Raw genomic sequence first — 12,063 nt, 5'->3', positions numbered from 1 at the left:
CTATAAAATAGAGGTCTGCGCGGGCAATTCTAACAAGGTTGTAAACAAAGACGCGCCAGACAACGCTTAAATTTGTAAGCGGAATTCAAGTGCATTTTTCCGTAACAAGTTCGTCAATTGCGCGCTTGTTACAACGACGTTATGTATTAAATTAGTCGAGAATATGATTAGCATTTTAGTTTTTTTAGGGGTTGCGGGGATAAATGAGTTTTGGTTTTTCCCAGCCTTCAAAATTAAAGGGAAAGTATTGAAACTTGGGCTTACTATAGCTCCCAGCGCTGTATTACTTTATGGCTTGGTATACTTTTTAGAATTACCACTAGCGTCTTTACGTTATGGTGTAGCTCTAGAAGAAACGAACGACAGTAATCTTACATTACCTGCATTATTGATTTTGATTACTATAGGGGTATTTCTATGCTTTGTTGGTGTGCTTATTTCGAAAAAAAATACATAACAAGGTTATCAACCCGACCTCCACTGCGCTGCTTTGTTTACGCTTAAACGCTACGCTAGCGCAAACAAATCAACTCCGTTCCGGCGGGTTATAACGGCGTTAGCTTTCTGGGAGATCTGATGAAATTTCTAGTCAAATACAAGCCTCATTCAGATTTAGAAAATATGGTTCGATATCAGTTGAATTTAGTAAGGAGAAAAGCTGCGTCAGATAATCAATCGGGACTCGGGTTAGATATGCAGGCCTGCATAATATCCCAAGCTTTTCTTGCAGAGGCTCTAATTAATATGGCTGGGTACGGAATATTTCGAGAAAAGTTTAGGGAAAGAGATAGCTATATTAAAAAGCGCTCAAAGGTTCTAAGTCAGCTAGATATTGGACATATAGCTGATCTGCACTGCGTTCTGGATTCTCTTCAAGAGACCAGGGATGTACTTGCACATGCGAAGCCTTCATCTTACGAGTGTGAGCCGAAAACGGAGGAAGACGAATTCTCCGTTTTTTGCCAGCCCTTTGATGCCTATCTAAACATTAAATTTTTGGAAAAAGCGAATACCGCACTAGATGGTCTTTGGGCTGCTATGGCTAATAACAAGCTCATTGATGAGTATGGTATAACTACTACTGCGGTAGAATTAAGCTAACAAGTGTAGTCACCTGACACAAATTGCTACGCGCCTTATTGTGTTTTCGCTACGCTCAATGTTACACAAACGGCACTCCACAATTTGTGCAGGTGCTACAGGCGTTAAATTTATGAAGCAGATAATCACTATTCTTTTATTTTTTGTATGCTCCAACTCTTATTCAGGTGGGGAATATTACGATGGATTACTTTTAGAATACGTAGAGCCATTCGAAGAAGGCAGTGAATTTCATCTCACTCTGAATTTCACGGGCGAAGGTATTGGAAAAAATTGCAATTCTATCCTCGTTAAAGGGATATATGATCAAGAGTACTGGTCTGGGTATAAGCGGCCAATGTCTTTGTCGGGTCACGCAGAAGCGATGGAGTATTTATCTGGTCAGGTAGGGAGTAAGATTAAGTTTGGTCAAATTGGGCGCGGGCTAAAGAAATTACATGGCTGTACTTATTTAAGTCGAGGGCTATTTCTAGAGCAGCATGGTAAAGAACCTGTTGTGTTCTCCGTGCATGAAAAAATTTAACAAGTCGTGCCAGACGGACAGTTTGCTACGTGGCTTGTTTTGTGTAAATCGCTACGCTACACAAAAAGCCACTCCACAAACTGCCGCTGCACTTGGCGTTATACGTAAACCATGAATCGAAATATTAAAAGGTATCAAGGTATTATCTACGTGGTCGTGATTTCTGCTATCGTGGTTGCTTTAAGATTCCACGATGTACGTGGTTCATACTTTCCGGAGTCATTTAACTTCGAACAAGCTAATGGTGTCATTCTTGAGTCTGAAATAAAGAAAGGTTTCAAGCCTGCGTATAGGTTTCATATTGTTTATGAATACGAGATAGCAGGAGAAAAATATAAGTCTTCGAGGGTTGGCTTTGGCTTTAAGGGTAGTCGCTATAAGGATTCAGTTGAAGAAATACTTAGTAAGTATCCTGTAGGTAGTCAGACAAGTGTCTATTATAGCCGTTCAAATTATAGATTTTCAGTTCTTAATCCAGAAATGAACGATCGTAAAGGCTTTAACCTACTGATCTTGGTCTTTTTAGTGTGTTTTTCTGGAGCAGTTTACCTTGCAAAGAAAAACGTATAACAATCAGTTCAACCCGACCTCCACTGCGTTGCTCGTTTTGTGCTTTTTCGCTACGCTCGCACAAAACAATCAACTCCGTTTCGGCGGGTTAACTGGGCGTTACAGGCTGTTTCAATTTAATTTGTAATGGTTTTAAAAACTCTGCCACTAGCAGAGAAATAGCATCAAGGAATGTGCTGGGTTTCTATCCCTTCAGTTCGTTCCGGTGCCACTAAATAATAAGCAGTATCGGCAGCCAAACCCGTTCAATGTAAGCTGCCAATAAGTGAGTGCAAGGAATCTTCAAGTTCGGTATTCTTGCCCTTTAATAATTAACCAACGGCTTCGCATAGTGCTTCGTAGCAGGTAATCATGCAGCTATTGTAACAAGTAAATCAATTTGACCTACGTAAACTGTCGTCTTTTTTGCGGGGCAAAAAAACCGCCAATTTACTGAGGCAAATTATTTAGGCGTTCTGTGTAACAAGGATTTTGGTTTGAAATATATAGCAGTATGTTTTTTCCTTTGTTTAAATTCACTTGAGTGCAAGGCGGAAAGTATTGGGTACATGAGTATAGAGCTATTATATGATTCAAAATCTGTAGATGAGTGTAAATTTCTTGGTGATATGATTGGCTCTAAAACGAATGTTTCATTGTCTTCCCATGAAGGTGAAGCAATTGTTCTTGGTCTTCTAAATGGCTGGCGTCACGAAGCCTATTTGTCTGGTGCAAATGTACTAAATATAGAGAGGGTATACTTACAGGAAGGCCAAGAGTATAACTCTGAAATGAACGGTTTTTATCGTACATCTGCACATGATCAAAACAGAGTCATTCTATATCCTAAGGCATACATATGTGCCAAGTAACACAGAACAAGGCCAGTCAATCTGACCTCCGTAAACTGTCTTCTTTTTTGCAAAAAGACGCAAAAAACCAGCCAATTTACTCCGGCAGTTGCTGGCGGCGTTAAGTTCCATCAGTTGGAAGAGAAAATGAAGAAAATACATGCAGTAATTGCAAGCCTTAGGATAGATGGATTAACTAAATATTTTTTCATAAATTGCGGAGTGTTGTTCGTCATTCTAAATCTTAAGGCTTTGTATTGGCCTTCGGAAAAAGAGATTCTTAGTGGTTTTTATGGGCAATTGTTCCTCGCCTTGGTTCTTGCGATATCCGCCACGTATTTTTCAGGAAATAAATCAGAATCAAGCGGCTCAGGTGAAGGGAGTGATGCAAAAACTTAACAAGGCAATCTTGCCTCGTTCGCTTCGCTCACTGGACCTCCGTTTCGGCGCTTCGCGCCTACACTTCAGCCGCAAATTGCAACGTTAGCTTCTACGCGAAAATTCGAGTAAATATGAAGAAAAATATCTACATATCATTAAGTTTTATTTTGGTTTTAGTTGCATTTAGTGGCGGTGTTTATTACGGATTTCATGCCGGCGTAGAAAACTATTCCCACCTAGAGAAAGTACTGTCATCTAACATTGATGTGCTTCGAGCGAAAGACTTGAAGGGTGGTAGTGAGAAGGAGTTAAAATATATTTACTGGGAGTATGAAATGTCCATAAGCGAGGCTATAGACTCATATAATTGGTATCGTAGCTCAGGAGATCATTTGTTCTCGAAGGTGTTTTTGTCCAGTCACCTCGATCACTTGGAAAAATCAATTGAAAACATAGCAAGTTATCGTAGTTTAAATCCTGTCGAATCTGAAACAGAATCGCTCCTTTGTAAACTTCCTGAGTCTGAAACCGATAAAGAATACTGTTTAAAACGGCTAGAAGAGCGGCAAGAAACAGTTAGAAAGTATGAGAAAAAAAGCTAACAAGTTGCTGCACGCTGACACATACTGCTACGCTCGTTTTTGTGTCTGTCGCTACGCTCCATTTTACACAAAAACGCTCTCCGCAGTATGTGCAGGTGAGCAAGACGTTACTTGTCTATTAAAAAAAGTTTGGTGTGTAGTTAAGTTTCAGTAGGGTGTTCCTAAATTCGTTACCCTCCATCAAGTTTAGGTAAGCCACCTTTGGTCGCTTACAACGTGCTTCGTAAAAGGTAGATTTGGTAATCCGGTAAAGCTTCGTTGCAAAAAAGCGCAACCAAGCTTTACCTAGCAAAGGGAGTTTTCGGCTTATTCCTCCCGTTTGTTCCTTTCTGTTGGTTGCCATAATCACTTGTTGTTTTGGGTCAATTTTATGCCTTCTGTTTTGGCTATCCCACGGTTATAGTTGGGTCTAACCAAAGCTTCAGGCTTTTTAAAAAAATACAGCAATTGGCGTAGCAGCGTAGTTAAAAGTGAGTAGGTGTTTGGTACAAGTAACAAATCGCTGCACACGGACGCATATTGCTACGCTCGTTTTTATGTATGTCGCGGTGCTCCATTTTACATAAAAACGCTCTCCGCAATATGCGCCGGTGAGCTCGGCGTTAGTTTTTCAGGAAGGTTATGGCAAAAATTAATCTACTTATTACTTTATACTTAGTATGTCCCTTAGCTTTTGGAGAAGTTGAGTTTAGTTGTAGTCCAAAAGAGGTATCAAACGGAGATGTTTTAAATTTCTCGATTTCTGTTCCTCATGGGGGATATTTTGGGGTAAAAACTCCTGACGATAATTGGATGTTTATAGTTTATCCTGCTCCTGATGAGGATTTTCCATCTCTTTACCATGCAGAAAAATTTAAGAATATTAGTAGCTTTGAGATCAGTGTTAATAATGCCGTTGCAGCCCCCGTCAAATGGACGCCAGTTAGAAAGAATATAAAAATATTTGGTGAGCCGGGAGTATATATCTTCATGCATAGTTTTAACCTTGAATCTGAAGGATATGGAATTGATGAATGTAAAGTTCTCTACAAAGAAAACTAACAAGCCAAGCCAGCAGGACTTATTTTGCTGTCGCTTCGCTCCAAAACGCAAAATAAGCCTCTGCTTGGGGCGTTATGAGTATGGAAGCATGAAATGAATTGCGAAGATTTCGTCAAAAATTATAAAGGTTATCAAAACATGGAAGGAGAAATTCTATCTTCATGCTTTGATCACGTAAGAGATTGTGAATCGTGCAGTGATGTTATGACAGCAGTTCAACTCAAGATTGATGGTGTTGATCTTGAGAGATACCCATGTGTACATATGGCAAAATATGCTACTTTCAAATGTGATAAGCACTCAGATTCAATCGAGTGTGATGACGTAATAATTTTATATAGCCCTAAATTTGATGAGTACGCAATTAACGATCCTAGGCCTGCTCGAACACCAATTAGAAATTGCCCTTGGTGTGGTACTAAATTACCTAATAAGAGCGAGCTTTGGTTTAGTGAATTAGAGAAACTAGGTTATGACGACCCGTTTGATCAAGATATTCCAGAGCAATATAAATCCGACGCTTGGTATAAACACTCATAACAAGTGCATCTTGCCGGATTTGGGTAAACTGCCACCTGTTTTGCAAAAAAACGCAAAACAGCCGCCACTTCACCCAAACCGCAAATGCAGGCGTTAAATGTACACAAGGAATTAGCATTGAGTAGGCGTCAATATATTGCAGGAGCATTTGTAGTACCCTTATTGCCAGTTTTCCTAATCTTCTCTCTTGGTGAATTTTTGGGGATTAGCTCTGCTCCAATAAGCTATGCAGTTCTATTTTTGTCATCGTCACTTGGGGCATTCTTATATAAGCAGTATAAAAGTAGCTGGGAGCTTGTAATAGTATATTTTGCCATAGCTTTTGCTTTCAGTTGGTTTTCATTAATTTGGACGGCATGCTATGTGTTTAGTGATTGCATCTAGCCCAACATTTAACAAGTTTATCAACGAACGCCTTCGGCTGGACGCGCTTACAGCGCGCCCGTTATAAAGGCGTTACAAGGCAAAATGAATCGAGCATCGTTGTATCCAATCAGTGGGTTTTTAATAGCCCCGCCTATAGGTGCACTAATATGGGTTGTGCTATATGGCGGTATTGGTGAAATTTTTGGTGGGATATCTGCTTGGGCAGTTATTGTAAGTTGGGTTATTTCCGCAATTGTTGGTATACCTATATATTTACTTCTTAAAGCTAAAGGTTGTATTAACTTTCGTTCTTTAACTTTAGGCGGTGCATTAATTTCAGCCGCTCCTTGGCTACTATTTAGTTTTCCGGGCGGCACGACTCGTAGTGTTGTGGGGCAAACAATAATCATTGAAAATGGCAGCTACACTACAGCAGGCCTTTTGTACCAATTAAAGTTTCTGCTGGGTTTTGGCTTTTGTGGTGCAGTTTCAGGCTTAGTCTTTTGGCTCATAGTACGGCAGCTTGTAACAAGGCCATCAAATTGACGGCTTTTCCGTCGCTTTTTTTGTGGCTTAACGCTACGCTGCCACAAAACAATCAACTACAAAGCCGCAATTTATGGCGGCGTTATAGCTACACAATATGAAATATAAATTACTGGCATCGTTAAATATTGTAGTTGCACTAATTTCTTGGCCATTACTTTTTCAGGCTCTCGTATTTGGTATGCGTGCTGCTGACCAACCTGCCACGTTGGCACAGAATGTTTTCTTTGCAGTGCCAATAATAATGTTTTCAAGTTCAATTTGGCTGTCTGGGTTTCTTTTTACAAAAACACCAAGGTTAGCGTTGGCAAGCTCGATTATATCCGCAATAGTAATAGGAGCTAATATTTATGCTGTTGCTACAATGTAAAAGCCCCAGGTTATCAACTGAAGTGCAATGAAAGTGATTAACGAACATAGACTGCCTCCGGTGTTTCCATATTTAAACATTTTCTAGGTCGTCGGTTAAGTTTCATTGCAATTTTATCGCAATCCTTTTGAGTTATGCTCTTCATTGATTCTCCTTTAGGTAAATATTGTCGTATGAGACCGTTGGTATTTTCGTTTAACCCTCTTTCCCATGAGTGGTAGGGGTTGGCAAAGTAAAATGTTGAGTTAGTGACGTCTTCAATTTTTTTGTATTGATGAAACTCGGTACCGTTATCAGCGGTAATTGTTTTTACCTGATTAACCTGTTTTTTGATTAGCTGAATAACTTTTCGATTTAACTCGTCAGTCGTACGGTTCCTAATTTTGCCAATGATCGTGTATTTACTTTTTCGATCAACTAACGTGACAATTGAATGTTGATCGCGTGAACCATGAACGGTATCAATTTCGAAATGACCGATTCGGCTCTTATTTTCTGCCCCTAGAGGTCGCTCAGAGATATGGGCCTTATTGGCTAAAACGCCTCTAGAGTCAGGGCTTCTATATCTTTTTCGGCGTTTCTTGCTTGATTGACGTAAGTGCTTATAGAGATCCCCTGAATAAAACATGTTGTACCAAATATAGCGATAAATGGTCGAATGGCTGATCGATAATATATTGCACTTCTTAAGCCACAAGGAAACTTGTTCTGGGCTCCAATCGAGGCGTATTAAGGCGATGACCATCTGAAGCTCGGTATCATTGAATTGCCATTTACGACGAGACTCCCTCCGTATTCGAGAGGTACGTTTTACTGCTCGCGCTGCGCAGTATTTACCGTCTGGGCGACGATTTCGTTTTAACTCTCTGGAGATCGTGCAAGGATCGCGGCCTAAGGCCCGTGCAATATAGGCTTGAGATTTACGTTGCTTTAAATAGGCCGCTATAGTATATCTTTCATCAGTGGTGAGCTGGTGGTACATCATGAGGTCCCTCTTCTTGCCGGTCGAGAAAAACCATGAGTATCCCAGTTCACCCTATATAAAGGAAGATGCAGGCGCGTTGCACTTACTTTGCGAATTCGGCAGCTATAACAAGGCCAGCCACGGCGATGCCAATAAGCAATGGCCTAAAAAACAGGCCATCACTCATTGGCACGCGTGCTGGCGGCGTTAGGGCTCGCTAGGAAATCAAAATGATATCGCCTTTTAAACATATTGATTCGAATATGAGCTCGAAAGAATTCGAAATTGCGGTTTGTAACTGGGTGAATTTTTGTGGAAAAGACCTCAAAAATATCGAAGTCCTGCATGATCAAAAAATTTCGGCGCACGATGGTACTTACCAAATAGATGTGCTTGCTACATTCAATGCATTTGAAGATGCGGAGTTTAAAGTTCTTGTAGAATGTAAGAAACACGGACGAAAAATTGAAAGATCATATGTACAAGAATTACATGGGAAATTACAGTCCCTAGGGGCGCAAAAGGCTATATTGTGCTCAACCACTGGGTTTCAATCCGGCGCGTTAGAGTACGCAAAAGCACACAAAATAGCTTTGGTTTTAATTTCTTCGGAAGGTGCGAGGTATGAGACCCGGATGTTAACAGTAGAAGACTTACATAACCCTATTGGAGCTAGTGATGAAACTACCGCTTGGCTGGTGGAGCAAGCAGGTGAGAACAAGGCCACGGTTACTCGTCTCAATTTATTTACTGATAGCTTCAGTATGTTTATTCAAGGTCAGCCCTAACAAACAAAGTCAGCCGACGCAAAAAGCGCGCGGCTGCTTTGGGCGTTAAAGGCTGTTCGTGGTTTTAGGGTTTTCCACCAACGAGTTAGCAGTGATCGTCCGCCTCTTTCAGTCCGTGTGTTTAACCGGTAAAGTGGCTTGTAATAAAGACCGCGTCAACGTGGCACCAATGGAGGGTTTAGCGTGTTGTATCCATCTCAATCCATCCGTTCCCTGTGTTCCGTTTTGTCGTCAACTAATAATCAAGGGCAGTGCTTCGCATTTGTTTGTGCCGGGCTAAGTCCAGCACAATTAGCTAATACAGTGCTGCCCTTAACAAGTTTAGCCATGCGACGCCCAAAAGGCGGGCGCACATGCTAAAGGCGTTATGCGTCTTAACGGCTGGTAGAGTAGGGCTTGGAATTCATTGGTGTTGTTTACTGTAAAAGTCTCATCTGGTTTCGAAGAGTTTACGTGCATCCTCCGTTTACTTTAGCAATCAGCACAACAGCGTCAAAACGCTACCAGTATTCTAGTCTTCACGTTTATAGTTTTTTGGTTTTTCTTGTATTCGTAGTTGTAACTCTATTTTCGACGGGTACTTGGCTCAGATGTAAAGCTAGGTTAATCTCAATGGTTGTTGGTAGTGGCTTTGGGTTTTAAGTCTAAATCAAAGCTATTTTTACTAAATTTATGGCTTTGTTGTGTGTGGTGAACGGGGTGTTTTGTATATATAGAAAGTCGCATAACAAAGCTATCGTAGGGACATTTATTGCTACGCTCCGTTTTGGGGTGGCTACGCCACTTTACCCCAAAACTCCACTCCACAATAAATGCCCCACATAGCGGCGTTACGTGTCTTGGCAAAGTATGGAGTAATAGAATTGGAACAAAACGTAGAAACATGGCCTCCTTGCCAAGCATTTTATATAGAAAGCATGTTATCTATTACTTCCTCTGCGATTGATTCTACTGAGAAATTGGCAATAATTTTCAATCCAAACGAGGATTTGTCAGATTTACAACATGAAGAAATATTAGATTGGGTCCAAAATATCGTAACTCAGGCTGCCGCTTTGTCTCGCTACTTTTGGGCTGTTAAAAAGAAAGAAAAAATCCACAAACAACGTTCTCAGTATCTTCGTCGTGTATTTGGCATATCTGAAGAAAGCGCGATAAAGAATCGTGACTTAAGAAATCTAATTGAGCACTTTGATGAAAACCTAGATGTTTTTGTTAGCAAGCCAGTTGTAGGTACTATCTTGCCAAACTATGTGGGCGAGGAGCAAGACACTCAAGGTGTCCCACTGCATGTATTTCGTGCTTTCTACAATAGAATTGGAGTATTTGAAGTTCTGGGACATCGCTTTGAGCTACAGCCAATCGTAGATGAAATATACGAAATCCATAGAAAATTGGTTTCGTTTTCTGAGTCGGGGTATGTTTTTCGCAATGCAGTATAAAAACGTAACAAGTCAATCAATGTCGCCCCTGCGGGGCTGGACCTCCAAACCGCTGCGCGGTTTTCCGGCCCATTATTGAGGCGTTAACTCTATCTTGAACCAGAACATTTGAAGCTATGATACCAACAACGAAAATATCGCATACTATTTTAGAGTTTGGGAAATCGCTTATATTGAGCTTGCCTCGCGATCACTCTAAAGAGGAGCTAGAAGCAGCTATGAAAATAGTTGTGACTGCTTGGAATTCTGTAGTTATGGATTCGTGGGAAAATTGCAATAAATATGAGAGCATGCTTCTCGAACAAATGAAATTGGGGCCAAAGGTCGGGTTGGTAGAAGTTAAGCGCCTCATAAAGAGAAAGAAGGCGAAATTTGCATCGGACCCTAGGGGAGTTGGCAATCATTGGGTTACAGAGAGAGACGGTGAATTCATTTTTGGCTGCGACGCCAGACTTAATGTCGAAAATTCGATAGCTGAAAATGTGTCCCATTAATAGGGTGCCCGAGTTAACAAGGCAATCAATTTGACCGCCAAAGCTCCGCACTTTTTTGTGTATAGCTTCGCTATTCTACACAAAAAACTACTCCGCTTCGGCGGCAAATTATTGCGGCGTTAGATGAGAACACGTCCAATGAATATATATCGAATCATTACGGCTACCTTCATGGCGCTATTTCTGGTGTCGTGTGATATCGACGGTGATGGATATATTTTTAAGTCCTCCCCAAATACACATATCGCAGACGAAAATCTCCGTAATGAATTTAAGACGGAACTCGAGAATAGCAATATCGAATTTTCAACCAAGTTAATGGATGGTGGAAAGGAGTTTGTTTTCTGGTCTAAGGCTGTTGATTCTCAAGTTCAAGCTATTAAGGAATCCGTGGTTGGTAATATTCCTCCACGAGGAAGGTCAATTAGTATTTCACCTGAAAAGCATTTGCACCCAATCGCAGAAAGTTTTGAAAAGGCTGGAATTCCTTTCCGTTGGGAAAGATATTACGGGCAGCTATATCTAGTTTGGTCTCCCGAGCACACTGAGAAAGTTGTCTCTTTAAATGACGGAGAGTACTCTCGCCTTATAATCGGTGGTTAAGAATCATCTAACAAGGCCATGCAGCACAGCCACTGCGTGGCTTGGACAGCCTAGTCGTTGCTCGTTTTGTGCATGGCTACGCCATTTTTACACAAAACAATCAACAACTAGTCTGCCGCTGATGGCAGCGTTAAGCTCTAATGAGTATGAACGAACTACCGAATTTACTAAATGATACATGGAGATTCTTTCGGGCCAATATATGGGGCTTATGGAAAGTTTTATTTCCCATAATAGTTCCGGTATCAATAATTAGTACAGCGTTATCAGAATACCTTCCGTCTGATGGGGTAGTTTCTTGGGTTGTGCTTGGCGTTGTTATATTTCTTTATCCAATTATCCAAGCTGCGATGATATTTTATATCTCCTCGGTATTAACTGGAGAAGCTCTACCGAGAGGTGTTTGCTACCGTCTTGGCGCTAAATATTGGGCACCTTTGTTTGGGCTTTATATCTTGGGTGCTCTAGCTATGTGCGGAGGGTTTTTTCTTCTTATAATTCCTGGATTAATCGTATTTTCACGTATAATGTTTTCTGAGTTCTACTGTTTGCTTTATGAGCAAAGCCCAGTGGAAGCGTTTGAATCTAGCTGGCATCAAACTAGAGATTATCAATGGCTGCTTTTAGTAGGGGTGCTCTTGATTGCGGTAGCCACATCGATACCAGTATGGCTATTAGAAAAGGTAGTAGAATCAACAGGCGCTATTGGATCTATCTTCGCAGTTGTTATTGGCGTTATTGAATATATGTTGGGATGTCTAATTACTATATTTGGATACAGGGTGTTTTCGTTACACCTAGAAAAGCTTAACAAACAAAGCCAGCAGGACTCGCCTGACGGCTCGCCTCTGCTTTGAGCGTTATGGCGGGTTTAAATGATTTAGTTGTCGTTCCAGAATTTT

17 protein-coding genes are annotated in these 12,063 nt (G+C 40.9%); 16 read left to right on the top strand and 1 reads right to left on the bottom strand.

Annotation, left to right across the window (positions count from 1 at the left end; all coding sequences use genetic code 11):
• Positions 1-163 precede the first annotated feature (163 nt).
• The 11 genes from H5647_RS16545 to H5647_RS16495 all read left to right on the top strand — a co-directional run bounded on the left by H5647_RS16545 (position 164) and on the right by H5647_RS16495 (position 6,870).
• Positions 164-457 (top strand): hypothetical protein, encoded by a 294-nt coding sequence (locus H5647_RS16545; protein WP_045860117.1) that lies wholly within the window; start codon positions 164-166, stop codon positions 455-457.
• A 119-nt stretch (positions 458-576) separates the two neighbouring features.
• Positions 577-1,101 carry a hypothetical protein gene (locus H5647_RS16540; protein ID WP_200911595.1) on the top strand — a complete coding sequence of 175 codons (525 nt, stop codon included), beginning with the start codon at positions 577-579 and terminating at the stop codon, positions 1,099-1,101.
• A gap of 112 nt (positions 1,102-1,213) precedes the next feature.
• Positions 1,214-1,624, top strand: a complete 411-nt coding sequence (locus H5647_RS16535; RefSeq protein ID WP_045860095.1) for a hypothetical protein — start codon at positions 1,214-1,216, stop codon at positions 1,622-1,624.
• A 111-nt stretch (positions 1,625-1,735) separates the two neighbouring features.
• The gene (locus tag H5647_RS16530) at positions 1,736-2,194 is read left to right on the top strand and encodes a DUF3592 domain-containing protein (protein ID WP_045858698.1); all 459 of its coding nucleotides are present in this window, start codon (positions 1,736-1,738) and stop codon (positions 2,192-2,194) included.
• A gap of 548 nt (positions 2,195-2,742) precedes the next feature.
• The gene (locus H5647_RS16525) at positions 2,743-3,045 is read left to right on the top strand and encodes a hypothetical protein (protein WP_045857980.1); all 303 of its coding nucleotides are present in this window, start codon (positions 2,743-2,745) and stop codon (positions 3,043-3,045) included.
• Between the two features lie 126 nt (positions 3,046-3,171).
• Positions 3,172-3,423: a hypothetical protein gene (locus H5647_RS16520; protein WP_045856326.1), complete on the top strand. Its 252-nt coding sequence runs from the start codon at positions 3,172-3,174 to the stop codon at positions 3,421-3,423.
• A gap of 149 nt (positions 3,424-3,572) precedes the next feature.
• Positions 3,573-4,007 carry a hypothetical protein gene (locus H5647_RS16515; protein WP_162926422.1) on the top strand — a complete coding sequence of 145 codons (435 nt, stop codon included), beginning with the start codon at positions 3,573-3,575 and terminating at the stop codon, positions 4,005-4,007.
• Positions 4,008-4,628: 621 nt separating this feature from the next.
• Positions 4,629-5,048: a hypothetical protein gene (locus tag H5647_RS16510; RefSeq protein WP_045857987.1), complete on the top strand. Its 420-nt coding sequence runs from the start codon at positions 4,629-4,631 to the stop codon at positions 5,046-5,048.
• A gap of 93 nt (positions 5,049-5,141) precedes the next feature.
• Positions 5,142-5,588, top strand: coding sequence for a DUF6980 family protein (locus H5647_RS16505; protein WP_200911594.1), 447 nt, complete (start codon positions 5,142-5,144; stop codon positions 5,586-5,588).
• A 468-nt stretch (positions 5,589-6,056) separates the two neighbouring features.
• Positions 6,057-6,500, top strand: coding sequence for a hypothetical protein (locus H5647_RS16500; protein WP_045858663.1), 444 nt, complete (start codon positions 6,057-6,059; stop codon positions 6,498-6,500).
• Between the two features lie 97 nt (positions 6,501-6,597).
• Entirely contained in the window at positions 6,598-6,870 is a 273-nt protein-coding gene (locus H5647_RS16495; protein WP_045860113.1) for a hypothetical protein, read from the top strand.
• Between the two features lie 37 nt (positions 6,871-6,907).
• Here H5647_RS16495 and H5647_RS16490 read toward each other — a convergent pair whose 3' ends face one another.
• Complete coding sequence (locus H5647_RS16490) at positions 6,908-7,855, bottom strand: IS30 family transposase (RefSeq protein ID WP_045856342.1); 948 nt, start codon at positions 7,853-7,855, stop codon at positions 6,908-6,910.
• A gap of 209 nt (positions 7,856-8,064) precedes the next feature.
• Here H5647_RS16490 and H5647_RS16485 point away from each other — a divergent pair, with 209 nt between their 5' ends.
• From H5647_RS16485 to H5647_RS16465, 5 genes are all read left to right on the top strand, one after another.
• Positions 8,065-8,622 carry a restriction endonuclease gene (locus H5647_RS16485; RefSeq protein ID WP_052692038.1) on the top strand — a complete coding sequence of 186 codons (558 nt, stop codon included), beginning with the start codon at positions 8,065-8,067 and terminating at the stop codon, positions 8,620-8,622.
• Positions 8,623-9,485: 863 nt separating this feature from the next.
• On the top strand, positions 9,486-10,064 hold the full coding sequence (locus H5647_RS16480) for a cell cycle checkpoint control RAD9 family protein (protein ID WP_052692121.1): 579 nt from the start codon (positions 9,486-9,488) through the stop codon (positions 10,062-10,064).
• A 116-nt stretch (positions 10,065-10,180) separates the two neighbouring features.
• Positions 10,181-10,558, top strand: a complete 378-nt coding sequence (locus H5647_RS16475) for a hypothetical protein (RefSeq protein ID WP_045856805.1) — start codon at positions 10,181-10,183, stop codon at positions 10,556-10,558.
• A 138-nt stretch (positions 10,559-10,696) separates the two neighbouring features.
• On the top strand, positions 10,697-11,161 hold the full coding sequence (locus H5647_RS16470) for a hypothetical protein (protein WP_045860107.1): 465 nt from the start codon (positions 10,697-10,699) through the stop codon (positions 11,159-11,161).
• A 140-nt stretch (positions 11,162-11,301) separates the two neighbouring features.
• Complete coding sequence (locus H5647_RS16465) at positions 11,302-12,018, top strand: hypothetical protein (RefSeq protein ID WP_045858735.1); 717 nt, start codon at positions 11,302-11,304, stop codon at positions 12,016-12,018.
• Positions 12,019-12,063 lie beyond the last annotated feature (45 nt).

Origin of the sequence: Teredinibacter purpureus, assembly GCF_014217335.1 — a bacterium.
GTDB classification, from domain to species: domain Bacteria; phylum Pseudomonadota; class Gammaproteobacteria; order Pseudomonadales; family Cellvibrionaceae; genus Teredinibacter; species Teredinibacter purpureus.
Note: the sequence above shows the minus strand (reverse complement) of the source record. Positions and strands in the feature narration are given on the sequence as shown.

Coding starts and splice junctions, on each gene's coding strand:
- H5647_RS16545 (WP_045860117.1), top strand. CDS start 164: ATGATTAGCATTTTAGTTTTTTTAGGGGTTGCGGGGATAAATGAGTTT.
- H5647_RS16540 (WP_200911595.1), top strand. CDS start 577: ATGAAATTTCTAGTCAAATACAAGCCTCATTCAGATTTAGAAAATATG.
- H5647_RS16535 (WP_045860095.1), top strand. CDS start 1,214: ATGAAGCAGATAATCACTATTCTTTTATTTTTTGTATGCTCCAACTCT.
- H5647_RS16530 (WP_045858698.1), top strand. CDS start 1,736: ATGAATCGAAATATTAAAAGGTATCAAGGTATTATCTACGTGGTCGTG.
- H5647_RS16525 (WP_045857980.1), top strand. CDS start 2,743: ATGAGTATAGAGCTATTATATGATTCAAAATCTGTAGATGAGTGTAAA.
- H5647_RS16520 (WP_045856326.1), top strand. CDS start 3,172: ATGAAGAAAATACATGCAGTAATTGCAAGCCTTAGGATAGATGGATTA.
- H5647_RS16510 (WP_045857987.1), top strand. CDS start 4,629: ATGGCAAAAATTAATCTACTTATTACTTTATACTTAGTATGTCCCTTA.
- H5647_RS16505 (WP_200911594.1), top strand. CDS start 5,142: ATGAATTGCGAAGATTTCGTCAAAAATTATAAAGGTTATCAAAACATG.
- H5647_RS16500 (WP_045858663.1), top strand. CDS start 6,057: ATGAATCGAGCATCGTTGTATCCAATCAGTGGGTTTTTAATAGCCCCG.
- H5647_RS16495 (WP_045860113.1), top strand. CDS start 6,598: ATGAAATATAAATTACTGGCATCGTTAAATATTGTAGTTGCACTAATT.
- H5647_RS16490 (WP_045856342.1), bottom strand. CDS start 7,855: ATGATGTACCACCAGCTCACCACTGATGAAAGATATACTATAGCGGCC.
- H5647_RS16485 (WP_052692038.1), top strand. CDS start 8,065: ATGATATCGCCTTTTAAACATATTGATTCGAATATGAGCTCGAAAGAA.
- H5647_RS16475 (WP_045856805.1), top strand. CDS start 10,181: ATGATACCAACAACGAAAATATCGCATACTATTTTAGAGTTTGGGAAA.
- H5647_RS16470 (WP_045860107.1), top strand. CDS start 10,697: ATGAATATATATCGAATCATTACGGCTACCTTCATGGCGCTATTTCTG.
- H5647_RS16465 (WP_045858735.1), top strand. CDS start 11,302: ATGAGTATGAACGAACTACCGAATTTACTAAATGATACATGGAGATTC.